At 37.0% G+C, this 23,792-nt stretch carries 27 protein-coding genes and 11 tRNA genes; 9 read left to right on the top strand and 29 right to left on the bottom strand.

What is annotated here, in order from left to right:
* Positions 1-34: 34 nt before the first annotated feature.
* From ACWM35_RS13755 to ACWM35_RS13725, 7 genes are all read left to right on the top strand, one after another.
* Positions 35-2,119 carry a helix-turn-helix domain-containing protein gene (locus ACWM35_RS13755; RefSeq protein ID WP_454819318.1) on the top strand — a complete coding sequence of 695 codons (2,085 nt, stop codon included), beginning with the start codon at positions 35-37 and terminating at the stop codon, positions 2,117-2,119.
* 854 nt (positions 2,120-2,973) lie between these two features.
* Positions 2,974-3,240 carry an XRE family transcriptional regulator gene (locus ACWM35_RS13750; protein ID WP_454819316.1) on the top strand — a complete coding sequence of 89 codons (267 nt, stop codon included), beginning with the start codon at positions 2,974-2,976 and terminating at the stop codon, positions 3,238-3,240.
* A gap of 19 nt (positions 3,241-3,259) precedes the next feature.
* Entirely contained in the window at positions 3,260-3,703 is a 444-nt protein-coding gene (locus ACWM35_RS13745) for a hypothetical protein (protein ID WP_454819314.1), read from the top strand.
* Positions 3,672-3,890 (top strand): hypothetical protein, encoded by a 219-nt coding sequence (locus ACWM35_RS13740; RefSeq protein ID WP_454819312.1) that lies wholly within the window; start codon positions 3,672-3,674, stop codon positions 3,888-3,890. The genes ACWM35_RS13745 and ACWM35_RS13740 overlap by 32 nt, the downstream gene beginning before the upstream one ends.
* 1 nt (position 3,891) lies before the next feature.
* On the top strand, positions 3,892-4,092 hold the full coding sequence (locus tag ACWM35_RS13735) for a hypothetical protein (protein WP_454819310.1): 201 nt from the start codon (positions 3,892-3,894) through the stop codon (positions 4,090-4,092).
* 30 nt (positions 4,093-4,122) lie between these two features.
* Positions 4,123-4,512, top strand: coding sequence for a helix-turn-helix domain-containing protein (locus ACWM35_RS13730; protein ID WP_454819308.1), 390 nt, complete (start codon positions 4,123-4,125; stop codon positions 4,510-4,512).
* The gene (locus ACWM35_RS13725) at positions 4,512-4,886 is read left to right on the top strand and encodes a cysteine-rich VLP protein (protein WP_454819306.1); all 375 of its coding nucleotides are present in this window, start codon (positions 4,512-4,514) and stop codon (positions 4,884-4,886) included. The genes ACWM35_RS13730 and ACWM35_RS13725 overlap by 1 nt, the downstream gene beginning before the upstream one ends.
* Before the next feature lie 102 nt (positions 4,887-4,988).
* Here the strand turns inward: ACWM35_RS13725 and ACWM35_RS13720 are convergent, their stop codons facing one another.
* From ACWM35_RS13720 to ACWM35_RS13635, 18 genes are all read right to left on the bottom strand, one after another.
* The gene (locus ACWM35_RS13720) at positions 4,989-5,612 is read right to left on the bottom strand and encodes a hypothetical protein (protein ID WP_454819304.1); all 624 of its coding nucleotides are present in this window, start codon (positions 5,610-5,612) and stop codon (positions 4,989-4,991) included.
* A gap of 387 nt (positions 5,613-5,999) precedes the next feature.
* Positions 6,000-6,731 carry a hypothetical protein gene (locus ACWM35_RS13715; protein ID WP_454819302.1) on the bottom strand — a complete coding sequence of 244 codons (732 nt, stop codon included), beginning with the start codon at positions 6,729-6,731 and terminating at the stop codon, positions 6,000-6,002.
* Positions 6,732-6,802: 71 nt separating this feature from the next.
* Positions 6,803-7,657 carry a DUF4238 domain-containing protein gene (locus ACWM35_RS13710; RefSeq protein ID WP_454819301.1) on the bottom strand — a complete coding sequence of 285 codons (855 nt, stop codon included), beginning with the start codon at positions 7,655-7,657 and terminating at the stop codon, positions 6,803-6,805.
* A 441-nt stretch (positions 7,658-8,098) separates the two neighbouring features.
* The gene (locus ACWM35_RS13705; protein WP_454819299.1) at positions 8,099-8,878 is read right to left on the bottom strand and encodes a hypothetical protein; all 780 of its coding nucleotides are present in this window, start codon (positions 8,876-8,878) and stop codon (positions 8,099-8,101) included.
* 151 nt (positions 8,879-9,029) lie between these two features.
* Positions 9,030-10,112 (bottom strand): hypothetical protein, encoded by a 1,083-nt coding sequence (locus ACWM35_RS13700; protein WP_454819298.1) that lies wholly within the window; start codon positions 10,110-10,112, stop codon positions 9,030-9,032.
* Positions 10,113-10,288: 176 nt separating this feature from the next.
* Complete coding sequence (locus tag ACWM35_RS13695) at positions 10,289-10,471, bottom strand: hypothetical protein (protein WP_454819296.1); 183 nt, start codon at positions 10,469-10,471, stop codon at positions 10,289-10,291.
* 316 nt (positions 10,472-10,787) lie between these two features.
* The gene (locus ACWM35_RS13690; protein ID WP_454819294.1) at positions 10,788-11,774 is read right to left on the bottom strand and encodes a tyrosine-type recombinase/integrase; all 987 of its coding nucleotides are present in this window, start codon (positions 11,772-11,774) and stop codon (positions 10,788-10,790) included.
* A 187-nt stretch (positions 11,775-11,961) separates the two neighbouring features.
* Positions 11,962-12,043 (bottom strand) — tRNA-Leu (locus ACWM35_RS13685).
* Positions 12,044-12,046: 3 nt separating this feature from the next.
* A tRNA-Trp gene (locus ACWM35_RS13680) sits at positions 12,047-12,120 on the bottom strand.
* A gap of 7 nt (positions 12,121-12,127) precedes the next feature.
* Positions 12,128-12,212: transfer RNA gene (locus ACWM35_RS13675), tRNA-Tyr, on the bottom strand.
* 29 nt (positions 12,213-12,241) lie between these two features.
* A tRNA-Ser gene (locus ACWM35_RS13670) sits at positions 12,242-12,334 on the bottom strand.
* A gap of 14 nt (positions 12,335-12,348) precedes the next feature.
* A tRNA-Met gene (locus ACWM35_RS13665) sits at positions 12,349-12,425 on the bottom strand.
* A gap of 20 nt (positions 12,426-12,445) precedes the next feature.
* Positions 12,446-12,521: transfer RNA gene (locus tag ACWM35_RS13660), tRNA-Ala, on the bottom strand.
* 17 nt (positions 12,522-12,538) lie between these two features.
* Positions 12,539-12,615: transfer RNA gene (locus tag ACWM35_RS13655), tRNA-Pro, on the bottom strand.
* An 8-nt stretch (positions 12,616-12,623) separates the two neighbouring features.
* Positions 12,624-12,700 (bottom strand) — tRNA-Arg (locus ACWM35_RS13650).
* Between the two features lie 13 nt (positions 12,701-12,713).
* Positions 12,714-12,802: transfer RNA gene (locus tag ACWM35_RS13645), tRNA-Leu, on the bottom strand.
* An 8-nt stretch (positions 12,803-12,810) separates the two neighbouring features.
* Positions 12,811-12,885: transfer RNA gene (locus ACWM35_RS13640), tRNA-Gly, on the bottom strand.
* Positions 12,886-12,898: 13 nt separating this feature from the next.
* Positions 12,899-12,983, bottom strand: a tRNA-Leu gene (locus ACWM35_RS13635).
* Positions 12,984-13,215: 232 nt separating this feature from the next.
* On the opposite strand from ACWM35_RS13635, the gene ACWM35_RS13630 reads away from it, so the two are divergent.
* Positions 13,216-13,353, top strand: a complete 138-nt coding sequence (locus ACWM35_RS13630; RefSeq protein ID WP_454819293.1) for a hypothetical protein — start codon at positions 13,216-13,218, stop codon at positions 13,351-13,353.
* A gap of 29 nt (positions 13,354-13,382) precedes the next feature.
* Here ACWM35_RS13630 and ACWM35_RS13625 read toward each other — a convergent pair whose 3' ends face one another.
* The 5 genes from ACWM35_RS13625 to ACWM35_RS13605 all read right to left on the bottom strand — a co-directional run bounded on the left by ACWM35_RS13625 (position 13,383) and on the right by ACWM35_RS13605 (position 17,211).
* A complete protein-coding gene (locus ACWM35_RS13625) occupies positions 13,383-14,135 on the bottom strand; it encodes an exodeoxyribonuclease III (RefSeq protein ID WP_454819291.1) in 753 nt (250 codons plus the stop codon).
* A 90-nt stretch (positions 14,136-14,225) separates the two neighbouring features.
* A complete protein-coding gene (locus ACWM35_RS13620; protein WP_454819289.1) occupies positions 14,226-15,011 on the bottom strand; it encodes a divergent polysaccharide deacetylase family protein in 786 nt (261 codons plus the stop codon).
* Between the two features lie 102 nt (positions 15,012-15,113).
* A complete protein-coding gene (locus ACWM35_RS13615) occupies positions 15,114-15,554 on the bottom strand; it encodes a peptidylprolyl isomerase (protein ID WP_454819287.1) in 441 nt (146 codons plus the stop codon).
* 225 nt (positions 15,555-15,779) lie between these two features.
* A complete protein-coding gene (locus tag ACWM35_RS13610; protein ID WP_454819285.1) occupies positions 15,780-16,229 on the bottom strand; it encodes a CBO0543 family protein in 450 nt (149 codons plus the stop codon).
* The gene (locus tag ACWM35_RS13605) at positions 16,156-17,211 is read right to left on the bottom strand and encodes a DUF2515 domain-containing protein (protein WP_454819283.1); all 1,056 of its coding nucleotides are present in this window, start codon (positions 17,209-17,211) and stop codon (positions 16,156-16,158) included. The genes ACWM35_RS13610 and ACWM35_RS13605 overlap by 74 nt, the downstream gene beginning before the upstream one ends.
* A 155-nt stretch (positions 17,212-17,366) precedes the next feature.
* Between ACWM35_RS13605 and shc the strand changes: the two genes are divergently transcribed.
* Positions 17,367-19,238, top strand: coding sequence for a squalene--hopene cyclase (shc, locus tag ACWM35_RS13600; protein WP_454819486.1), 1,872 nt, complete (start codon positions 17,367-17,369; stop codon positions 19,236-19,238).
* 146 nt (positions 19,239-19,384) lie between these two features.
* On the opposite strand, the gene mug is transcribed toward shc, so the two are convergent.
* The 6 genes from mug to ACWM35_RS13570 form a co-directional block, all read right to left on the bottom strand.
* On the bottom strand, positions 19,385-19,903 hold the full coding sequence (mug, locus tag ACWM35_RS13595) for a G/U mismatch-specific DNA glycosylase (protein WP_454819485.1): 519 nt from the start codon (positions 19,901-19,903) through the stop codon (positions 19,385-19,387).
* Between the two features lie 46 nt (positions 19,904-19,949).
* Positions 19,950-20,519 carry a YitT family protein gene (locus ACWM35_RS13590; protein WP_454819281.1) on the bottom strand — a complete coding sequence of 190 codons (570 nt, stop codon included), beginning with the start codon at positions 20,517-20,519 and terminating at the stop codon, positions 19,950-19,952.
* Between the two features lie 114 nt (positions 20,520-20,633).
* Positions 20,634-21,062 carry a cell wall hydrolase gene (locus ACWM35_RS13585; RefSeq protein WP_454819279.1) on the bottom strand — a complete coding sequence of 143 codons (429 nt, stop codon included), beginning with the start codon at positions 21,060-21,062 and terminating at the stop codon, positions 20,634-20,636.
* A 68-nt stretch (positions 21,063-21,130) separates the two neighbouring features.
* Positions 21,131-22,999 carry a ribosomal protection-like ABC-F family protein gene (gene abc-f, locus ACWM35_RS13580; RefSeq protein ID WP_454819278.1) on the bottom strand — a complete coding sequence of 623 codons (1,869 nt, stop codon included), beginning with the start codon at positions 22,997-22,999 and terminating at the stop codon, positions 21,131-21,133.
* A gap of 148 nt (positions 23,000-23,147) precedes the next feature.
* Positions 23,148-23,261, bottom strand: a complete 114-nt coding sequence (locus ACWM35_RS13575) for an RAxF-45 family protein (RefSeq protein ID WP_454819484.1) — start codon at positions 23,259-23,261, stop codon at positions 23,148-23,150.
* A gap of 103 nt (positions 23,262-23,364) precedes the next feature.
* Positions 23,365-23,778, bottom strand: a complete 414-nt coding sequence (locus ACWM35_RS13570) for a hypothetical protein (RefSeq protein ID WP_454819276.1) — start codon at positions 23,776-23,778, stop codon at positions 23,365-23,367.
* Positions 23,779-23,792 lie beyond the last annotated feature (14 nt).

Below are 23,792 nucleotides of genomic sequence, written 5' to 3'. Positions count from 1 at the left end.
ATTAGAAAACACACATTCATTTGGGGGTTGGAATATGGAACAATTCGAGGATAATATACAATTGGACAATATGTTCGGGTCTTTCACCTACCAAGTTTGGATTTTGGATTCCACAGATGAATGGGTCCTGATATATGGCAACCCCCTTTCCGAGGATGAAGCGGTGATTTACAGCCATGAGGCATGGTCCAAATTATCATTTAAGAAAAGCATATCTTTCCAGACATACTATGATTCCCACACAGGTAGACAACTCTTTCTGTTTGAAACAGAAGTTCCCGACTCCATAGCGGTTCGAACCAGTATCCAATCTTACAGACCGTTATCGCCATTAGAGTGCGATCATATTGTTCTTCAGGTTCGTTATAGATTGCTACAAAATTATTCTAACCTTCATAGGAAAGAGCTGGATGCATGGCTTCAAGGAATGCACTCACTTACTTCTATGCTAGACTTAAACGAATTGCTGCACAGCATCATGCATAACGCATTAATTTCCATACCTGGAGTTGACCGCGGCTTTTTATCCATTTACGATTCAGAGATTCAAAAGCTTGTCCCAGTAGCAAGTGTCGGGTTAGGCCCTACTATCTATGAATATAAGATAAATATCGGTGAAGGGATTGCAGGGAAGGTATTCCAGGAACAAACCGGTTACATTCACAATAAAAAAGAGGGCGTTGAGGCAATAAGTGATTTATCTGAGGAGAATTATTCTAGCTTAATGAATGCCCTCAACTTTTCCGAGGTAGGAGCAAATTATACTATCATGGCTGTCCCAGTTAGGATGAATAAGGAAAAATGTGGAGTGATGGTTGTCCACCAGTTTAAGAAAAAGAGAAAGCTAAGCATAGAGGATTTGCATAGGCTACAGGGGTTTGCCGATCAAGCAGCGATTGCCATCACAAATGCAAGACTATTTTCAGAACTCCGTAAAAAGAATGATTACCTAATGAAACGAAATAAAATTCATGAAGTTTTTACTAAGCTTTCGTTGAAAGATACCGATTTGGTCATGGTCGCTAAAACAGTAGAACAAATGATTGGTCTCCCTGTTTCTCTCGTTGATTTAACCAAAAATGTATGGTATCCTCAAAATCCATCTGCACCAACTATCTTTTCTGACACGCAATTTCCTGATGATTGGGAGAATCGCTTATCTCCGCTAACCTTCACCAGAGAAAACGAAACATCCTTTTATCTGTACCCCATAGTGAACGAAGGGATGCTAATTGGATATTTTGTAGTGGAGCAGCTTAGGCCCTTCAAACCTCTTGATACAGTAATTTTAGAGCAAGGCAGTGCTTTGGTCGCGCTGAAAATGGTCAATATTTATTCCATTACGGAACTTCACTATAAAAGAAGTTACGAATTTTATCGTGAGCTTTTACAGAGTAAAGAACCCAATTTACTTGCTACTAAATCAAAAGAATTGGGTCTATCACCAGAAAAACCAATGTTTGTCGCCATACTTCAACTTTCTACAAAGGTACAAGATGTGAAGAAACGAGAAGTACACATACGGCGCCTAATAGCTTCACTACATAAAGAATTGGGGTATTCAGACAATCTACTTTTTAGCTCTGACCATAAAGTGACAATCATCCTTCATGCCGCCAATGAATCAAAACAGAACAGCTTAATCCAGAAACTTAATTCAGCTGTAAATTGGTGGAAAAACAACAATGCACCTCCACTATATGGTGGTATCGGAAGACTTTATACAGGACTTGAACATGTTGCGAAGAGCAACGAGGAGGCGAATAAATCATTATCGTATCTTTTAAATCGTAACCATACAGGTCTCATGAGATATGAAAACATCGGTATTAACCGATTGTTTTTAAATCAACAGAACAAAGAAATTGAGCAATTTATCCAAGAAGTGTTGTCACCACTGCAAGAACCAAAGGCACAGTCAAGTGAATTGGAGCTTACATTGAAAACCTATATTGCTGCTAACCGCTCTACTTCCTTATCAGCAGAGCGGTTGCATATTCACCCAAATACACTCTACCACCGAATAAGAAAAATAGAGGAATTATTAGGGGTGGATCTAAATGAGCCTAATGACTGGCTTACCTTGCTCCTAGCATGTCATTTAAGTGAAACTTATTAAATGTTTTTTACCCATTCCAAATTCTGAACAATATAAGCATACCCACTCATCAAGAGGCGGGTGTGCTCCATAAATTACTCTTACTATAATTCTGCTCCATTCGTTTCAATGACACGCTTATATCATTTCGTTACGAGGAATAGCAGATTAATTTGCCAGGTTAGAAAAAGAAAAAAGGCCAATGCTTGGATTAAACAAAGCATTGACCTTAATTGATACCGGTGGTCGGGGTCGAACCGACACTCCTTGCGGAACACGATTTTGAGTCAGTTAGTTCCGTTTTTACTTATTAATTATCGTAAATTATCAGTGATATTAAGTAATTCTACAGTAATTGATAGTTGTTACTTTTTCTTCTATTCACACGATTAGTTAACAATTAAGATTATAGTGTTGTTTGTCCTGTAATGCAACACAATTTCCAAAGTACTTTATAACACTCTATTCTAGGAAGTACATTTTTCTCAAAATCAATCATACTTTTATCTAACTTGGTAAGCTATGTATCAATATCATCTAACATCCTCTCTAATCCCTTCATTTGTAAATCTGTATCTAATAAAAGTTCTTTATTTGTTCTAATTCTTTATCAAACATTTTTTCGATTGTAGTTTTTCCCACTTTGTTAGCACCTCATATTTTTTTATTCTCAGAGAGGTACTTGCTTAAATGTTGTAAATTAGGACACTATCTTTTATTATTTTTTACCAAAGTGACTGTATAAGGTGGTAGTTTCACACCTAAATAGAATGAGGAAATGATAGGTACAATTGTAAAGGGTGACTATTTCTGTCACTCTTTTTTATTTGTAATTCTAATCCCAAAAAATAGAGGTATTAATTGAGGTGAATACTTTGGAAAGAGGTCCATACAATATCGAGTTAGATTACCGTTATGTAAAGCAAATTCGATTCTTACGTAACCATACGCTAGTTTCCTTCTCAAATTATATGAACGTTGACCCTAGCACGATTGCGAAACTTGAAAAAACAGAAATTTCTTTTACACCTTATTACGAGAGTAAGCTAAGAGATGCAATTTACCGACTACGAGTATCGAATATCGAGTTAAACTCTATCGCTAAGATATTAGAAATGAAAGCACTAAGAGGCTACAAATAACAATAAGGAGGGGTTTTAAATGAACATAAAGATTGATACGAAAGCAATAGATAAGACTGTTAGTTATATGAATCTATTCACTAAAACTAAAAAGGCTATTGCTTTATATAAGGCTGCAGCTGATAAACTGGTTGAAAAGGAATTGCAGCTTAAACAAAAATTAGAGGATTTACAGATAGAACATACAGCTAACCTACTTGACCAACAGTCTACTGATGATGTTGGGGAACTGGTTTACTTAAACAAACAGGCTAGAGATATAGTGAATGAGACAGCCGTTATAGAATCCATGCTAGAACGTCTAAACGAGGCTAAGACTGAACTTAAAATAAAAAACGCCCCATTATTACGGCAGGCACTTAGTAACGACCAAATGGCAAAGTCAAATAAATATGACTGTACGGAAATTGTTAAACAGCTAAGATATGGAAATGGCTGTTCAGTATGGGGAAGTAGCACCTGATATTAAAGATATTTTCGAGGATAAAGAGGTATTAGAAATGTATCCTCAATTAAAGTACGGCTTTAATCAGGAATCATGGAAACCAACTATTAGTGGTATTAACGAGGTAATCAGTGACAGCGATATAGCCTATGCCCGTATGGGAAGTATTTCTTCACGTATCACTAAACCTAGTGAGGTGAAATAAGGTGAATTTCGATAATAATATTATCGATGCTGTCAGTAATGGAAAACGGCTGAATGAAGTTAAAGCCCTTCCTCCTGTCGCTAAGATTCATTTAGCCTTAGCAATTGGATTAGAATCGGATAAAGATACTTTTGACGATGAGGAAATAGCAAAATTTATTACAGACAGGAATAAAAACATTCAGAAGGTCACTGAAAAGTGATCTTTTTCTTATTTAAAGGAGAGGAAACCAGTGTTTTTTAGACTAAGGTACGTTAATGAAAATCGTGCACACCAAAAAGAAATCGACAAATTACTAAAGGGTAGGATAGTGGTTATCGACCGTTACATCAATGAAAAAGCAATTATTAGATACGGCTGTGTCCTTTGCGGTTCTGTTTTTTTTCAGAAACCCCTTTACTTACTCAATCCTAATAATAAACATAATCATCATTGCATTTTAAGTAATTGCAGCAATAGGAAAGCCACTAAAAGAAGGACTCCTAACCCTATTCCTGAGGAAGCAAAAGAGATGTTGGATTTATATAACCAAGGACATAAAATCTCAGAAATCGCCCGTACCTTTGGGGTTAGCAGAGGCAAAACAAAATACTGGATAAAAAAGTTGAGGGAAAGTAGCTAATGAGTACATTGTTGGATAAACAAACAATTAAAAAGGTCAAAAATCTATGTAAATCCACTTGTAGTAATTTCATTGAAGGTAATTGCATTTTAACCGATAGCACTTGCGATTATTATTCTAAGTACGGCAAAAATATTTCATGTGATTGGTTTGAAGTATGTGTATTACCTAATGATAAGGTATTACAGGAAACCTATCACAAATTACACGGCATTACATACAAAGAGGCTGAAATAGGTAGGTATAGCCGTAAATGTAAAGCCTGTCAGCAACCATATAAAACAGATTCAAAGAATACACTAACGTGTAGCGATCTTTGTAAGAAAGAACTGAGGAAAAGGACTAATAGTGCATACTATTTAAGACAAAGTTAAACGCTGTAAGACTTGATAAATAAGGATTCTTATAATGTAAATTAAGGGAGTAATAGTAATATTCCTTACTCCCCATTTTTAGCCATAACAAAGTCTTACAAATTACGGATTCCAGTCACAAGCCCTTCCATCATTATCTCTATCTAAATCATGGGGGTCATATTCAGGGCCGCCATTTGCTATGTAAAAAAGTTGTGCATCTTCTCCAGTTGCAAAATCAGGACAATCATGATCAATATTAGTAGCAGTGTATGGATTATCTGAAGTGGAAACTTCTTCTACTTCCTCTTCTTCGTAATACTCTTCTTCCTCGTAGGACTCTTCTTCCTCATAACTTTCATCTTCATAGGTGTCATCTTCTATATATGTACCAGATAACATATATTTATAATCTTGAACTCTCCTATCAAGGACACCATCATAAACACCAATATTATCAATATTGTTTAAGAGATTACTTAATGATTCTTCTCTTTTTCTACCTGACTCAACATCTTCATAAAATTCATCTAAATACTCTCGAATTGCAAGTGAAGTAGCATCATTGATTTCAGCATCGTTTTGGGAATCATCAAGTGCATCATCAAAAATTTGGTTAGCTGTGTAATAGTCATTGTCCTCTAAGGCATTTACAACTTTATTAGCCGTTCCTTGACTACCACATCCACTTAAGAGAATTATAGAAAATGTTAGAACAATAAAACTGATGAAAAGGTTTTTCCTCACCATCTTCCTCCCCTTCATTTCTAGTAAAATATTATTAGTATAATTTTCCTATATATTCCACCATATTTCAATCAAAATTCTGACAGTAAATATGGTTTGAATATCATCTCTTAATCACATTTCCATTTACCTATTACAAAGCTGGAGAAGAATCAGAGTAACCCCTGATAGGGGAATGGTATTAGTTGTATTAACGCTATATAGTTAATTAATTGACCAATACCCACTTGAATAGATATAAGTTTGTTAGAATTGTCCTCAGCGACACGGTTATTACTCCCTTCCCTCCAATATGTTGTTAACTACCACCTTTTTAAAATAAAAAAAGTCGCTGAAATTTAGCGACATTCCAAATTCTTCTTAATTATCCTTAGTAAGATTTGTTATCTATGTTTTTAAATTAAACCAACCAATAAGTACATTTCTAATCATATTTTTTGCTTCATTTAATTCCATTGGATTTTTGGGAGGATCGTCATTAGTCCACCCATGTCTTGCATGGTCACCCAAGGCATGAGGATTATTAGCAGTATGTTTAAATAAATCCCTTTGTTTTTTCGTTGTCCACCCCTTTGAAGCAACATTGTGTTTCTTACCTAGGTCACCCTCAACTACCTCGAGAATTCTGTATAAATTTACCCAACTATCTATTCCATAAGATAATTGTCTAATAACAGTTTTAACATTCTCATCTTTCAAACTAAGTTTAATCCAATTAGAATGAATTGATATTGACTCTTCATCATCTTTAACTACTGCACCATTTCTAATAATTTCTCCTTTGGCAGTCATAATGCCTCTGCCAATCATAACTACCTCATCAAAAAATACACTGTAATGCTTTCCTTGTTCATCAGTTCCAACAACAGCATCAACATGGACATTGTTAAAAAAATCAAGCGTTAAATTTCCAATACCATTGACCATTTGTATTATCTCTTTACCTTTATTTAAAACTTCTATTGGTTTCTTATATTCCAAAAACTGATTAGACTTAAGAATGTATTGTGGTTGTTCCTTATCCTTTTCCCATTCAATAGAAACTTCTTCAGTATTGAATATTTCCGATAAACATTGTAATTCAAAATCTTTACCTTTGAGTCGTACATACCATTCCACCGCAACAACCACCTTGATCAAATTTATTAATCATTCATTTTAAAATCTATACAGTACTTTTGAATTTACTCTCATTCTTCTATACCGAATTTCTTGTGCAGCGTTTGAATCTTCTCAATAAAAGAAAAATCATTATTTTGAGAATATATTTGTCTATAAGACATTAATATTTGCATATTATTGAACCATTGAACATTATCTCTATCAACATCAAATACTTTTCTATCAGTGTGGCGAAGGTGCTTATTGGTTGTATTTTTTTTATAAAAGGTCAATATAAATTTAGGTGTAAGTGGAAATGCAATTTCATCACTTAATAATGAAAAGTCAGCAAAATCCTTGTTGTGTTTTATATGCAAATCCCTTAAGGATTCCCTTTGGACAAAAGGATTATCAGAAGTATAAAAAGGTTCATTTGTTAAATTCCTTCCAATAATCCAATAGTAATTATTTAGCAAATTAAACGAAATATTCTCCAGCAAAATGGGATCGGATAAAACAAAAAAGTGTCCAATATTTGGTGGAAAATAAGCTGGGGAATTATAAATATCTGGATTTGTAAATAACCTAACGGATTCTTCTCTAAATCTTTTTGTTCTTATATATTGATAAGAGAGGAATGAAGCGATTTCTTCCTTTTCATACTTTTTTAATTTAAAGTACATGTGATTATTAAGCTTATTCCAAAGAGAGTGCATAAAATTACTAAAGGATATTTCATATTTTGTATTTTGGTATTTTTCAATATTTTGCATTTCACCATTTTTAATATCATAGAAATAACCTTCACTTGCAATTCCTCTGGAGTTGGAAGGAAACGATTTTAAATTAAACTTATCATATACAAATATATTTCCCTTCTCATTAGCAAAATAATTTAAATAAAATTGAGGTACATAATGTTGATTTTTTACTACACTAGACATATTTTCCCTCATTAACATTTCCATTTATTTGAATTAACTGTTTTAAATCTTCTTTCTTTAACCAAGGTCTTTTACGGTGTAACATCCTATGACAATTAGAACAAACTAAAATAAGATCATTCAATTTTGTCTAAGAATCTTCCTTATAATCCGAAACAGGGATAGTATGGTGACATTCTATATAGTCTTTGCCCAATTCACCATATGTTTTATAAAAATCAAATTCACATATTTCACATCGTAATTCATTGTTTTCTTCTGCCATTTACTTTTTCTTTTTTACAACGCTGCCATTACGTTCACGCAGTTCATGGATTCTGTCCACACATAGTTTCCACCTCAAATAAAATTAAAAAGCTTATCAATATATCCTAGTATAAAAAACTGCTACCCGTGAGGGGTAACAGCTTCTTCTTAATGGTACAATTCAAGTGAAATCCATTATTGATTTTCAGATGTACCTGAAGCCTCAGATGGACCTGTTCCCGCATCTGGAGGTAATAATAATTGATTAAGTGCTTCTTGTGAAACAACATCTTTCGCTTCTTGTGGTAGCATTTCTCTAGTAAATCCAGCCAACTGCCTTGCTAAAAGAGGATTTGTTTTGTACCAGTTATACATTCTCGTTGAAAGGGAAAGAAACCAATTTTTCCTACTTAAAATTTCTAATTGCGTCTTTAGAGTATCAATCTCAGAATGGAGAGCAGATATTTCTTTTTTCTGGTTATTTTCTGATTCAGTTCTTTCTTTAATTGATTCACTAAGGTATTCCTCCAACTTATCTAGCCTATTACGTAATTCTTCACCTTCCTTTTTAGTAAAATGTTTCTCCCCTGCTTCATCCATAGCTTGGATTTTTTCTTGAAAGGACTTTAATACCTCTTCTTGTTCTTTTACCTTCCTAGCTAAAGGTATACTATTCATTTCTGTATATGCATTATCTAACCATTCTTCAATAGATTCAAAGAATTCGTAAGAATCCAAATCCTTTTTTCTCGTTACCTTAGTAATCTTTCCTGGGGTAAATTCAGTAGTAAATTTTTCTTCTTCTTTAAAAATATTACTATAAAAAGAAAACTCTGGCATATAGTTATACGCAATTGTTAATCTTACATAACCTGAATAATCCTTTGTAGTAATATTAAAATCTTCAGGTAAAAAATGAGTGCTTTTTAAAGCTTCCTCGATTTGTTGAGTAAATGTTAAAGTTAAAACCGACACAATATTCCCTCCCTGGTATAGTTCTTTTTACATATTTCCACAAAAAACGATAAAATCCTTTCTTCAAAGGGTAATATTCACAATTTATTTAATTTGAGGAAAAAGGACAGAATATTAAAAGGAAACGGTAAATCAACAAAAAAGCCACCATTTAAGGTGACTGTTCAGAAAAATATTGCTTTCCAAATAGTTGTTTTAACCTATGTTGAAGCATTTTATCCTTTTTGGTAATTTCTAAGCTAAAAATATATGCTGAAAATACACCATAATAACCTGCTATAACCCCATGTCCTTCAATACTTGCAATCAGATTAATAATCAGATGACACCATTGCCATTGTTCATCGGAAATCTTCCCTGAAGGGATAGGAAAAAAGTATTCGTTGTCATCTAAACTTGTTAGTACTCTATCTATAATTAATTTTGAAGTAGTTGAATTAATCGAGTCAGTGAGTTTTCTTAAATACGAATAATTTTGGTATGATCGTTGAACAAAAGAATCCTTTATTCGCTTTAGCAACTGGTCATAATATTCAACTTTTATCGCTTCGTTTATCAACTTAAATACATTTCTTGCTTCTTCACCTTCAACATGAAACTGCCATAAATCAATTTCATTTTCGTAAATAGTTTTCTCAACGTTGATATGATTAGAGATATTCATTTTTACCCTATTTAGGATTTCCTCAATACTAATTCCAAAATCAATAGATAATATCTCACACCAAGGAAAAGCAGTTTGTAGATTTAATACAATCTCTTGTAATTGTTCAGTTCCGTTTAGATTTCTAATATACTCTCTTGAATATTTAATAACTTCTACTATCTCCTGTTCCGATGAATAGAAATTTTGGGGCTTTTCTTCATAACTATTTATTAAATCAATTAAACTAAAAATAGTTTCTCTTGAAAATGTACCCGAATCATACCAATTCTTTATAAGGTAAAAAACACTCTTACTCCTATCATTATCCAAGGTATTTCTTAGAATATAATTAGATATGTATTCTATGAGTCCGCTTTTGTCCTCTGTATAATAAGCATTCATAATTTTGCTTTTATCATTATTGTTATCTAATAATACCATTTCATCCTTATGTTCAATTTTATAAAATACAGTTGCAAAGCACATTCGATAAACGTCATCTTTTGTAAATTTATCAGTGAAATTATCTTCCCCGACCACTGCAATTACTTCTTTTATAAATAGGTTTGTTTTTTCAAATGTCCTCAAATTACTAAACTCAAAGTTTTCCGCTAGTTTACCAATTACTCTCCATACTTCCTCACCAAAAATATTAACTGGGGCTTCATCTGCATATTCCTTAATTGTATAAGTCCTATCAATTGCTTTTTCCTTATAATTTTTATAGGTTTCTTCAAAAGTCAGGGGTTAATTTCCCTGACGCATTAATCAATAAATTCTATCTTTAATTTTTTTTCCTTAACCTCTACCATGTAGTGTGCAATAATGAATGAATTTATCAATTCATCAAAAGGAAATTCTTTCTTGGTTTCCTTTTCGCGATGTTCTTTTATTTCATTTAACATCTTAAGTAATATGTCATCTATTACTAATGTTATTTTTTGCATATATCCCTCCAACCATATTTTTTATTTTTACTATCCCCTTTTGTTCATTATTAACTTTACCTATAACTAAAAGTAAATTCGGAAATTTACTAAAATCATAAAGTTAAATTTTTACATTCATATATTTACTTATTTTAAGAGATTCTAACATACCTTATTCCAATTAGCCTTAATTTAACTTAACTAACCCTAATCTCATTCATTTATTGAAGTTTATTATTATAAATCAGGTCCATACAAATACGTTTACAGAGGAAAAATATTGAAAACAAAAAAACTGTTAGGTTTATCCCCAACAGTTTAAAAATGCTGTTAGCTATCTATTTTTTAACACCTTTAATGGTGAAAATTCTTTATGCCGATCTCGAACATCATTTCCGAAAAGATTTACGTATGTCTTTACTATTTCCATACTTGAATGACCTAGAATGGCTTGTAACTCAAATATATTTGCCCCCTGCTGAACACTAAGTTTTGCAAATGTATGCCTAAACGTATGACAACTGCAGCGAACGTCCTTTAATTTTGCCATGCCTCCATAAGTAGTAATCCTTTGCTGAACGCCCCTTCTTGTTAATCTAGTACCATCTACAGTGACAAATAAAGCGTCACTTTCAACATATCCACGAATAGCAATATATTTCTTTAACTGGTCTTTCATAACCTTCTGAATAGGCACTAAACGTTCCCTGTAACTCTTAGCGTTCCGGATACATAACAGATTATCTTCCCAACGAATATCAGCTAATGACACACCCACTAACTCATTCACACGTATTCCAGTTTCAAGCATTAACATCATTATGGTATAGTCACGAACACCAGTAAAGGTTTTTAAATCAGGCTGCTTGAATAATTTATTTAGCTGTTCTTTTGAAAAGGTCGCTATGATGGTTTTCCTATCCTTCAATAACTTGATATTTTCCATTGGATTTACTGGAATATGTTTAGCCTTGTAAAGAAAGTTATAGAACGTCCTTAATGCCCTCAAGCGAGTATTTATAGTTACTACCTTAAGACCCTTATGGTTCCGCATAAAGAGTATTACGTTTTCTTTTATATGTTCCTCAGTAACCTTATAAGGCTTTAATACAGTAACATTTATTTCCTGTACAGTTAATGAATTAAGAAAAGCCTGAAATTCATTCAAATAATACTTAATAGTGAATGGTCGGAGGTTTCTTAATTCGCAATCCTTAACAAATAGATCAATAGCGTCTTTAAAAGTTTCAACATATACTTTACTTTTTTTCTCGATAATCGCCAGTTCACTTTCATCCAAGACATTTTTCCTTCTTGCCATAATTAAACAACCCTTTCCTACTTACACACACGACTGTATGCACACGATTTTAATATATTTTGTCGTGTGAAAATTGAAGAAAAAAACAACAAAAAACGCCCCTACAATAACTGTAGAGACGTTAAATTAACGTTGATATTACTTAATTCTTCTGTAATTGACGATAATAAAAAAGAATAAAAAGTGATACCGGTGGTCGGGGTCGAACCGACACTCCTTGCGGAACACGATTTTGAGTCGTGCGCGTCTGCCAATTCCGCCACACCGGCATTTGGCAGGGGTAGTAGGAATTGAACCCACACCAAAGGTTTTGGAGACCTTCGTTCTACCTTTAAACTATACCCCTATGTAAATGGTGGAGGGGGACGGATTCGAACCGCCGAACCCTGAGGGAGCGGATTTACAGTCCGCCGCGTTTAGCCACTTCGCTACCCCTCCACTGAAGGAAAACTTTATGAAAAATAATATGGCGGAGGAAGAGGGATTCGAACCCCCGCGCGGTTTAACCCGCCTGTCGGTTTTCAAGACCGATCCCTTCAGCCGGACTTGGGTATTCCTCCGCAGTATAAATATTTGGTAGCGGCGGAGGGGATCGAACCCCCGACCTTACGGGTATGAACCGTACGCTCTAGCCAGCTGAGCTACACCGCCAAATATAGGATATAAAATTATGGTGGAGCCTAGCGGGATCGAACCGCTGACCTCCTGCGTGCAAAGCAGGCGCTCTCCCAGCTGAGCTAAGGCCCCAAATTGTTGTTTAGGAATGGTCGGGAAGACAGGATTCGAACCTGCGACCCCTTGGTCCCAAACCAAGTGCTCTACCAAGCTGAGCTACTTCCCGATATAATATGGCGCGCCCGAAAGGAGTCGAACCCATAACCTTCTGATCCGTAGTCAGACGCTCTATCCAATTGAGCTACGGGCGCATATATTATTAAATGGTGCCGAGGACCGGAATCGAACCGGTACGGTAGTCACCTACCGCAGGATTTTAAGTCCTGTGCGTCTGCCAGTTCCGCCACCCCGGCAATTCATTTGGAGCGGAAGACGGGATTCGAACCCGCGACCCCCACCTTGGCAAGGTGGTGTTCTACCACTGAACTACTTCCGCATATAAAACTGATTGGTGCGGGTGAAGGGAGTCGAACCCCCACGCCTTGCGGCGCCAGATCCTAAGTCTGGTGCGTCTGCCAATTCCGCCACACCCGCATACTAGAAAACGATTTTACTAACTTCACCACTTCGCAGCGGCGACATTGATAATATTACAATGGATTCCGACAAAAATCAACACTAAATTTAAAGTTTTATTTTGGAAATAGATTTCCTCCTGATCGAGGGTATGGGAATAGCCGTAAAGAAAAAAATAGGTTTATATCCTTTTTTATGGGAAAAAATACATTAAGTAAATTGTTTTCAATTAATAGGGAGTTGATGTAGATTGAGTTTTAAAAAAGAGGAAGAGAAATTAAAGGAGCTTGAACAACACACATCTGATTCAGAAAAAAGTAATAGCATCCCTGAATTTGATGTCCATGGGACCGCACTTAATGATATCCACAGTCTATTCGAAAGTTAAAACCCTTTGCACTGTGCAAAGGGTTTTTCTTATTTAAATTCAAGGACAACAGGACAATGATCGCTACCCATTATTTCTGCATGAATGTCGGCTGTTATTAATCGGTCACGGAAGCTAGCTGAGACAATAAAGTAATCAATACGCCAGCCAATATTCCGCTCACGGACCTTATTCATATAGCTCCACCATGTGTAGGCTCCCTCTTTTTCAGGATTAAAGTGTCGGAAGCTATCAACAAATCCATTTTCCAATAATGATGTCATCTTTCCACGTTCTTCTACGGTAAAACCTGAATTACCATGATTAGATTTTGCATTTTTCAAATCAATTTCCTGATGTGCAACATTTAAATCCCCACATAAAACCACTGGTTTATTTTTATCCAATTCTTTAAGATGTAAAAGGATTCGATCTTCCCACTCTAAGCGGAATGGCAGCCTTGCCAAATCTCTCTGAGAATTAGGGGTATAAACATTGACTAAATAAAATTCATCAAATTCTAAAGTTAGGACTCTTCCCTCTGCTTCAGAATCTTCCTCACCTAATCCATAGCGAACGGAAATAGGTTTGACCTTTGTGAAGACAGCTGTACCAGAATACCCCTTCTTGACGGCATAGTTCCAGAATTGGTGATATCCCTCTAATTCAAGGGCAATTTGCCCTTCTTGCAATTTGGTCTCTTGAACAGAGAAAATATCGGCATCTACCTCTTTAAAATAATCCAAAAACCCTTTATTGACACAAGCCCGCAGGCCGTTAACATTCCATGACACGAGTTTCATACTTGATTCTCTCTCCCTTACTGCCTCGTAATCTATTTTTTGTATGACAGCATTTTATCACAAAACAAGACAACTCGCAGTTGCCTTGTTTTAAGGTATGAAATATTGTTCGACCAATTTTCCTGAGAATAGTTGTGAAACTGGGACTATCTTGATATTTCTCCTATCAAACTCTTCCATAGATTGGAAAACACCCACTGAACACACTTTACCAGTTACGCCAACATGTCCGATCGCAATTCCTCTTCCCGTGATTTCGGTAATCTTGGCAAGTTCGATCATTTGTTTTCTTACATGGGAGGAGGAGGAAATATCATCAAGAAATACATCCCTCTTTAATAGCGGAACCCCTAGTTCCTTTGCCACTTTCGAAAATTTTGATTTCGGGCTTGTGGCACTATCAATAATATACAATTTCTTTTCCTTAGCCACCTCAACAATCGCTCTAACGATCTCTTCATTTTCAACAGCCAAGGAACCCATATGATTATTCATTCCCACAGCATGTGGAACGGTTTTAAGCGCTTCTTTTACTCGTTGCTTTACTTCTTGATGAGAAAGATCAACCGTAATCGGTTTCGGTCCAAGCCATGACCGCTTTCCTCTCTTCGGCTGCATCGGCAAATGCACCATTACCTCAATCCCATTTTTATGAGCCCATTCCGCATGTTCCTTCGAGTTTTCTGTAAATGGCATGACAGCCGCTGTAATCGGAACTCCACCTTCTAAAAAATCCCTTACACCACCGGTTCCTCCTCCAAAATCATCAATAATAATCGCTGCCTTCAATGATTTGGGTTGTTTTTTTTCAGCCATTACAGGATCATGAGCCGAAAACAGGAACAATGAAATAAGCAATAGTGCTAACTTTTTCATAAAAACCCCCAAGAGTCGTTTTTAATATAATTTGCCCTTTAGGGGTTGTATCATTCTAATCGGCACAAAAAAGAGAGCTATTTACTAGCTCCCTCGTTCTTCTTATTCTGCATCAAAGACCTTTACTTCAACCATTTTATCGCCATTACGCATTGCCTTTGCTGTTTCAAGTCCAGAAGTTACTTGTCCGAAAACAGTATGGACACCATTTAGGTGAGGTTGTGACTCGTGGACAATGAAGAATTGGCTTCCACCAGTATTTCTGCCTGCATGTGCCATTGATAATGAACCTGGAACATGTTTGTGTGGGTTTCCTTCTGTTTCACAATTGATTGTGTAACCTGGACCACCCATCCCTGTTCCAGTAGGATCCCCACCTTGGCTTACGAATCCAGGAATAACTCGGTGGAAAACAACACCATCATAGAATCCTTCGTTTGCTAATTTTTCAAAGTTTGCAACAGTACCAGGTGCTTCTTTTGCAAACAAATCAAATTCAATTTTCTCGCCATTCTCCATTACTATGTATCCTTTTTTAGCCATGAAAAAACATCTCCTTTATGTAAAAACTCCTTACTATCATACACTTTTTAAAATCGAAAATAAAGTTTGATGTTTATTTCACTCAATCTGTGGTAAAATAACTCTACCCCTTCCGAACATTCGCTTGTTGCGGGACACTTAACCACTGTACGGACGGAAGGGGTACGTTGTGCCGCTCTTCCGCGACATAACAAGAAGCCAAGACTGCGGTCTTGGCTTTTGTTTTTATCTAGACTTATTCATCCATTGCGAAAAGGCAAAAATGACCGTTAAAAAAAGGAGATAACCAAAAAACGAGTAAATATGCTTCCACTCATCCGAATGCACGAAAAAACCAAACAACTCAGCAAACCTTTCAAAAATCGGCATGACTAAGCTTAAAAAAACTACGATTCCCACCTTCCCCCAGTTATTCACTTGATTCATCAGATGTAGATAAACAAAAATCATAATGGGCAAAGCTGCGAGGTTGAAGGCGATATTGATAGAAAAAACCTCCGGAATCGGCCGAACTGGAAACATGTACATTTTTGTTCCAACCAAATAAAGATCCAGATACGTTCCAAGTAAAGCAGCTAAAAGTACCCCTGGTCCATAGGCTTTAATCCAGGATCGAGATGACTTTTTTGGCAAAGGCGGCAAGCTCGAGTCTTTCAAGTGTTTTGCAGTATTCATCTTTAATCTCCCCACTGATTATTTCTGTGTGTTCAGAGAGATAATCGGCCACTTCTACATCCTTTAACCAATCTCCCTTTTCCGCTTCCTGATGATCAACATTTTTCCAAGCTGAACGTAAATCGGGACTGTAAATTCTTCTTGCCCCCCGTCTTAATTTGCAAGAATGGAGGCGGAGTTGGTAAACAAAACCAGGTATCCCTTCGTTCACATTATTAAAAATATGAGGCCAATAATCTTTTCTTGAGCCGGTATGCGGCTGACTTTTTGCCCATTCCACTACTTGCTTTAAAAATGCCTGATTTTGAAAAAGCAAAGTATACAAGCGTTTCCCTAAAAGAATGCGTTCATGCAAGGATCCAAAATGATGGAGTGTCAGTCCGACGAGGGAATTTTTTCGATATGGAAATAGAATATGATTAAACGAAAGAAGGTCTTGAAGCTTAAACTCCAAAGTATTCAGCACATTTTTTTGATAGAGGGGATTTTGAATCACCCTTTGTTCCAAATAACTTTGTTCATTGATAATCATCCCGACTGTGAGAATGTAGGGATCTCCACTCCTCCAGAATTCATTCCAAACAGTCTCCATAAAGGCGGATATGTTCAGATGTGGAAATAAATAAAACAGCGGTTGATTTCTTCGCAAGCTCTCCCTGTAGAGGAGAAATTGTGGAAAAGCATCTTGGAAAATCAACCAATTCCCGCGCTCTAAAAAAGTAAAATAGTCATTTCGTTCGCTTCTAGATAATAACCGTGTAAGCAGATCCCCTTTTAAATCGGTCATATTCCAGCCTCCATTTCTGGAAACCATATGACCTAAAAATGCCCAGTGAATCGTTGGATGGTTTTGGTAAAAATCAAAATAGGCTTTTGTCCTAGTTACATTGTTTTCGTTTAATTCTCTCGTATCATTTTTGATTTGCTCTAATAGCGTTTTTTCCTCCATGGTTAAAGGATTCAGTAACAGCTTTTTATTCACTTTTTTCCTTAAATCCTCCTTAATCCGTTCAATAGCGGTTCTCTCCCGATTTCGTATAAAAAAAATGACCGTTCCCTCCCTTCACGAATTCTCAATCCCTTAATGGAATATGTATAGATGAGAATAATTAACTGGGAGAGGAATGAGTGCAGAATATGCGGTCAACGAAAAAAGGCATCAACTGGATCATTGAAAGGTTAAGAAAAGATCAATCTCCCGATGGTTCATGGAATTATCCGTTTGTGACGGGAATCTCTACAGATGCTTATATGATCATTTTATTACGGTCATTAGAAATAAATGATGAAGAATTAATACAAGGTCTAGCGGCTAGAATTTTGTCTAAACAACAGGGGAATGGAGCATGGAAGCTTTTTTATGATGAAGGAGAAGGCAATCTCACGGCAACTCTGGAATCCTATTACGCGCTGCTTTATTCTGGCTACTATGATAAAAATGACAACAGACTCCGTTCAGCCAAAAAATTCATTTTAGCAAATGGCGGTTTAGAGGGAGTAAATATGTTCACAAAGATCATGCTGTCAATTACCGGGCAATACCAATGGACCTCGTCTCCCCCTCTGCCCATCGAGATCATTTTACTACCGCTTATTTTTCCAATAAACTTTTATTCCTTTTCTGTTTTTGGAAGAGCCAATCTTACTCCCATCATGATTCTCGCTGATAAGAAATTCGCATTAAAAACAAGTAACAGCCCTTCCCTTTCAGACTTGCACATAAGTAGAGATATTGAGATAGAGGATTCGTGGGTTCGTTCTCATGAATTGAGGTCCGTATTATCCTTTCTGGAAGAAGGTGTAAAAAAATTAATTGGAATTCCAGAAAAGCTCCACCAACTGGCATTAGAGCGGGCCAAAAAATATATGCTCGATCATCTTGAGGAAGATGGTACTTTTTATAGTTACTTTAGTTCGACTTTTCTAATGATATTTGCCCTTCTCTCACTTGGATATAAGAAAGACGACCCTGTCATTACGAAAGCTGTCGAAGGTTTGCTCGCGATGAGGTGTGATATTGACGGTCACCCCCATATGCAATATACAACCGCAAATGTTTGGAATACTTCACTCATTGGCTATGCCCTTCAAGAGGCGGAGGTCTCATCTATTGATGAAATGGTTGTGAAAGCAAATCGTTTTCTTTTACAAAAGCAGCAGGTTAAATTTGGAGATTGGGTGATTCATAATCCCACTACCTTACCTGGCGGCTGGGGTTTTTCTCATATAAATACAATCAATCCTGATGTGGACGATACATCTGCCTCACTCCGCTCCATCTCACGAATTGCCGCAAAGGAAGGTCATGCATGGGACAAAGGCGTAAACTGGTTACTTTCGATGCAGAATGATGACGGCGGCTGGCCGGCATTTGAAAAAAATACCGATACAAAATTATTTGAGTTTTTGCCAGTGGAAAAGGGGGAGTTTATCCTAACAGACCCTTCTTGCGCCGATCTTACGGGTAGGACATTAGAATTCCTCGGCCAATACACGAATTTGTCTCGAGAACATAAAGCGGTGAAAAAGGGAGTCACTTGGCTGTTGAAACATCAAGAAGAGGATGGCTCGTGGTATGGAAGATGGGGAATTTGTTATCTTTATGGTACATGGGCAGCAGTCACAGGATTACTAGCAGTTGGCGTTTCACCTAATGATCCCGCAATCCAAAAAGCTCTTAAATGGCTGCGGAGTAAGCAAAACAAAGATGGCGGTTGGGGGGAATCCTGTCATAGTGATCGCAAGAAAACATTTGTAGCACTTCATTCTAGTACATTAACTCATACAGCCTGGGCATTAGATGCTATCATTACAGCATCTGATAAGCCAAAAGCCGAAATCCAAAAAGGAGTGGCCTTTCTACTAGAATCATTGGATAAGGATGACTGGACAACCGATTATCCAAAAGGACAGGGCATGGCTGGCGCCTTTTATATCCATTACCACAGTTACCGCTATATTTTCCCATTACTAACATTGGCACATTATCGTAATAAATTTGAAAAATGAATCGACGGCTTCTATTTTTCCGCAAATAATTACCTTTTGGAATGAAGAATCCAAGGTATGGGAATCATTGATCCTGAATGATTCCCGCTAATCCTAAAAATTTCAACCAACAGGCATCATTCCACCTGATATTCCCGAAATCAGTATCATTTTAATAGGTTAAGCCCCTTATAAATTTCAACAATCTCCTCAAGCTTCATTCGAACAAGTCCGCTTGAGGATGGTGCGACAAAATCAATCGTACCTGGGACAAGCACCGTTTCTTGTTTCCCCCAAGGGACCTTTTTCACCCCACTGTATTGCTGATATACTCCTTTTCCTACAAAACAAACGATCTCCGGCCGAAATTTTTTAATTTTCTTCCGCAAAATTTCCTTTCCCTCACGATATTCTTCCTTTGTAATCTCATCCGCTGCTTTTGTTGGTCTCGCAACAATATTCGTCAGACCCATTCCTAGCTCTAGCAGTTTGTAATCTTCTATAGCTTCAAATTTACGAGGTGTCAATCCAGCTTCAAACAGTATTTTCCAAAAGCGATTATTGGGATTAGCAAAATGATGACCCATTTCGCTTGAACGAATACTTGGATTAAAACCAACAAATAAGATTTTTAAATTCGCTTTTAAATGATCGTTAACTAATTTCAACTTAGCTCCTCCATTCATGAAAAGGATTGACCCCATTTTACTTTATTTCCTTGCTTTTTCTCAATTAAGTTCTCCGATAGGATGTGATAATGGTTGCTATTAATCCGACGATCGACACAATTAATAATGAATAAAGGAGTCGGGGTTCTTGAAGGATGAAAAGACTTGTCATAATAATAATCAGATCCATGATAAAAGCGATAATCCCAACATTTATTTTCGACCACTTGGCGATTAGGAGTGCGAGTAAGTCCATCCCTCCTGGACTGATATGATTTCGAAGCATGGTACCTACTCCAAGGCCAACAAAAGTACCACCGATAATAACACTGCTGATAATCGGCATATGAAAGACATCATTAAGCGGCACCAGCAATTCAATCATAACCCCTGAAGTGAACGCCCCGATGATGCCATACAAAAAATAAAAATAGTCTGTTTTTAACGCATATAGATAAACGGGAATATTTAAGAAAATGAACATCAGCCCAATTTTTAAATTCCATAAATAGTTTAATAGCAGGCTGATGCCAAACATCCCGCCATTCATTAAATGGAATGGTAAGATAAACCCATTAATGCCGATACCAATCATCGTGCTTCCGAATCCAATAACCACTAGTTTTTTCAGCATGTGATCCATCCCTTGTCCAAGTTCTCTATATAACCACATATATGACAAGATCATGGACTTCATGCGGGATCGAAATAGAAAGAGAGCCGCGTATTAGCAGCTCTCCTAAATGTATTAAAAGGTATTATAAATATTGGCACACTCTTCTCCTGTTGGCTCGTAAAAACAGTGAAGTTTAAATCGTCCCACAAACGGCTGATTATACCATGTTTGTGGACAATCCCCTGGTGGTCGAAAATACCACAGACTGAATTTTGCAGGCCAGATTCTATCTCCAGCAATTGCCCTGCGTGCAAGTCGCCGTTCCACTTCTCGTGCTCCCTGGTAAAAATATCCCTTTGTCGTTGCTTCAAATGCATGTGGCTGGTAGACCATTTGTGGAATCGTCCGAAGCCCTTTAAAATCAGAGCAGTTGGCTCGAATCCGATTGATTCCGACATTTCCAACCATGAGCATCCCCTGTTGACCTTCGCCTTCCGCTTCCGCTCTCAGCAGCCTCGCCAAAAGGTCAATATCCGAAGACCTAGCTTTCACTACTGCCATGTTGTCACCCCCGATGTGTGTTCACCCATATAATATTCGTGAACCACCGAATTTGACGATGAATTATTCTATACAACTTCCTCCAGTTGTTTATACCAGTGATCCCTTTCGCTCTCTAGCTCTGCTAATTCAACATACAGTTTCTGAAGTACTTCAACATCTATCATGGTATCCATTTCTTTTTTCAGCGAAAAAATATTAGCTTCCAATTCTTCTAGTTTCAGTTCAATTTCCTCAACTGATACGGTGACCGTTTTTGGTTTCTCTACCTTTTTGGTTGTTTTAGGAGCGATAGGACTTGGTACTGCTGTGGAAACAGTCGTTAATTTTCCCTTTGCCCAGTCGTAACTCCCATCAAAAAAATGAACCTTGCCTTGATTGAGCCAATAAATTTTCGTAAACAACTTATTGAGAAAATAACGGTCATGGGAGACAGCCAAGATCGTACCCTTAAATTGTTCCAAAGCCTCTTCGAGCACTTCACAAGAATCAATATCCAAGTGGTTGGTTGGCTCATCTAGAACGAGCAGATTAATATCCGAGTACATCAACTGGGCTAGTCGGAGACGCATCCTCTCCCCGCCGCTTAATTGGTTGACCTTCCGAAATACAGCTGGCCCGTAGAATAAGAAGCGCGCGAGTATATGCCGTGCTTCCCCTTCGGTCACCGTGACTTCTGAGCGAAAAACATCAATTAATGTTTCATCTTTCATATCATGAAAAACATGCTGAGATAAATAGCCAATTTTTACGTTACTTCCAACCTTAACCATCCCATGGTCTGCTTCACATTCTTGAAGGATCATTTTTAACAGTGTTGATTTCCCGGTGCCATTTTCACCGACAATCGCAGTCCGGTCTTTAAATTGAACATGCATATCCACCTTATCAAATAGAGTCTGACTGCCGAAGCTTTTTGAAACATTCTCCATTACGATGACATCTTTCCCACTACGGTCATACGTATCAAAATCAATCGCCATTTTCTTGACATCAATCTTAGGCCGATCGAGCTTCTCTATCCGATCAAGTGCCCGTTGCATATTGGTTGCCCGCTTATGAAGGGCTGCACTCGGCGGGTTGGCACGATTGGCCCAGTCACGCAGTCGTTTGATTGCTTCTTTCATTTTTTTAATTTTGCGTTGCTGCTCCTGGTATTCCTGAAACTCCCGTAACAGTCGTTCTTCTTTTTCCTTCACATAACCGCTAAAGTTTGAATGGTAAAGGTCGATTTCACCATCTTCCATTTCAAGAACCTTCGTGACGACCTCATCTAAAAAATAGCGGTCATGGGAAATCAGAATAATGGTTCCAGAATACTCCCTTAGGAAAGAGCCGAGCCATTCAATCGCCATTAAATCTAAATGATTCGTTGGCTCATCCAGTAATAACAGATCTGGTTTCTTTAATAAACTTAACGCAAGGCCTACTTTCGTCTTTTCCCCGCCGCTCAGTAAAGCAAAGCTTTTTACTAAAAGGTGGGTGATTTTTAATCCATTGGAGACACGGTCAAGCTCTGCATCCATCTCATATCCACCATTTAGAATAAAATCATCCTGAAGTTTTCCATATTGATCCATCAGTCGTTGTAAATCGTTTGGGGCGATTTCTTGACTCATTTCCATTTCTAGTTCCCGCAATTTTATTTCCGTTGTAACCAATTGCTCAAAGGCTGTCTTTAACACCTCTTTTACCGTCTTATTTTGAAACTCTGGAATCTGAGCAAGATAACCGATCTTTAACCCTTTTTTCCAATGAATCACACCTTCATCGACAGTGTCTTGATTGGCCAGCAGCCGCAATAACGTTGTTTTTCCAGAACCATTTCGGCCAACTAAACCAATCCGATTGCCTTCATGAATTTCAAACGATAAATCTTTAAAGATGCTATTTCCACCAAATGATTTTGCTATATGATTAACACTACAAACGATCATGTTCATTTCTCCTTTTTTTGAACACTCTCTAAACACAAATAAGCAGCTTGCATCCATCGATACCCGCTGCTAAAAAAGAGCATGAAAAAAGAGGGCATCCAAGCACCCTCTAATTACCTGATCACTGGGTAAAGAGATGTGTTTCGTTCTATTTCACTATGCAGTTTCGAAAAAAGGGCAGACTCCCCCCTTGGAAAACTACATCATGAAAAATTGCACGGCACAAATAAAGGGCCTCTAACCACTGGGCACGTACAATCATCGAACGTTTCATCTCTTTACACCTCCGTTCCATTTCAAGATACTACCATTGTATAAAATCTGGATACTCATTGCAAGCCTAATTATCTGATTAATCGAATGATTCAATGTAGATATTTTTTTCTGGCAGAAAATCTTCGACGATAAACAAATTTCCTCACATTATCCTCAAATAATTTGTCATCATAGGCAGCAAATAATAATGATTGGTAATCAGGAAAATGATCCATGACAAAAAGGGCGAACTCCTTTCGTCCACCCTTTAATTTATTCTTAAATTCCTCTGTATTCAGAATGTTTTCAAGTTGATTCTGATAAAATCCCTTCGTGTCTTCCCATTTCTGCTTTCTTTTCTCTAAAATGTCCTGGGCATAGTCTGGCAGTTTTTCAATGACTTGATCAATATAGCCCTCTGACCACATGAGCATTTTATCTTTCTCAGGAAGTTCCATCACCATTTTCATCAGTTGGACATCATCTACGTCTTCACTCGCTGCATATCTTCCAACTTGATTCACCTATTTCACCTCGT

The sequence above is a fragment of the Neobacillus sp. K501 genome (genome assembly GCF_053749995.1).
This window is presented reverse-complemented; position numbering and strand designations above follow the sequence as displayed.

What these genes read in the sequence shown, in the direction of transcription:
- ACWM35_RS13615 (WP_454819287.1), bottom strand. Translation starts at nt 15,554, where the DNA reads ATGGCTAAAAAAGGATACATAGTAATGGAGAATGGCGAGAAAATTGAA.
- ACWM35_RS13625 (WP_454819291.1), bottom strand. Translation starts at nt 14,135, where the DNA reads ATGAAACTCGTGTCATGGAATGTTAACGGCCTGCGGGCTTGTGTCAAT.
- ACWM35_RS13725 (WP_454819306.1), top strand. Translation starts at nt 4,512, where the DNA reads ATGAGTACATTGTTGGATAAACAAACAATTAAAAAGGTCAAAAATCTA.
- ACWM35_RS13745 (WP_454819314.1), top strand. Translation starts at nt 3,260, where the DNA reads ATGAACATAAAGATTGATACGAAAGCAATAGATAAGACTGTTAGTTAT.
- shc (WP_454819486.1), top strand. Translation starts at nt 17,367, where the DNA reads ATGCGGTCAACGAAAAAAGGCATCAACTGGATCATTGAAAGGTTAAGA.
- ACWM35_RS13590 (WP_454819281.1), bottom strand. Translation starts at nt 20,519, where the DNA reads ATGCTGAAAAAACTAGTGGTTATTGGATTCGGAAGCACGATGATTGGT.
- ACWM35_RS13610 (WP_454819285.1), bottom strand. Translation starts at nt 16,229, where the DNA reads ATGAATACTGCAAAACACTTGAAAGACTCGAGCTTGCCGCCTTTGCCA.
- abc-f (WP_454819278.1), bottom strand. Translation starts at nt 22,999, where the DNA reads ATGATCGTTTGTAGTGTTAATCATATAGCAAAATCATTTGGTGGAAAT.
- ACWM35_RS13755 (WP_454819318.1), top strand. Translation starts at nt 35, where the DNA reads ATGGAACAATTCGAGGATAATATACAATTGGACAATATGTTCGGGTCT.
- ACWM35_RS13575 (WP_454819484.1), bottom strand. Translation starts at nt 23,261, where the DNA reads ATGATTGTACGTGCCCAGTGGTTAGAGGCCCTTTATTTGTGCCGTGCA.
- mug (WP_454819485.1), bottom strand. Translation starts at nt 19,903, where the DNA reads ATGAATGGAGGAGCTAAGTTGAAATTAGTTAACGATCATTTAAAAGCG.
- ACWM35_RS13585 (WP_454819279.1), bottom strand. Translation starts at nt 21,062, where the DNA reads ATGGCAGTAGTGAAAGCTAGGTCTTCGGATATTGACCTTTTGGCGAGG.
- ACWM35_RS13740 (WP_454819312.1), top strand. Translation starts at nt 3,672, where the DNA reads ATGGCTGTTCAGTATGGGGAAGTAGCACCTGATATTAAAGATATTTTC.
- ACWM35_RS13690 (WP_454819294.1), bottom strand. Translation starts at nt 11,774, where the DNA reads ATGGCAAGAAGGAAAAATGTCTTGGATGAAAGTGAACTGGCGATTATC.
- ACWM35_RS13710 (WP_454819301.1), bottom strand. Translation starts at nt 7,657, where the DNA reads ATGTCTAGTGTAGTAAAAAATCAACATTATGTACCTCAATTTTATTTA.
- ACWM35_RS13620 (WP_454819289.1), bottom strand. Translation starts at nt 15,011, where the DNA reads ATGAAAAAGTTAGCACTATTGCTTATTTCATTGTTCCTGTTTTCGGCT.
- ACWM35_RS13695 (WP_454819296.1), bottom strand. Translation starts at nt 10,471, where the DNA reads ATGCAAAAAATAACATTAGTAATAGATGACATATTACTTAAGATGTTA.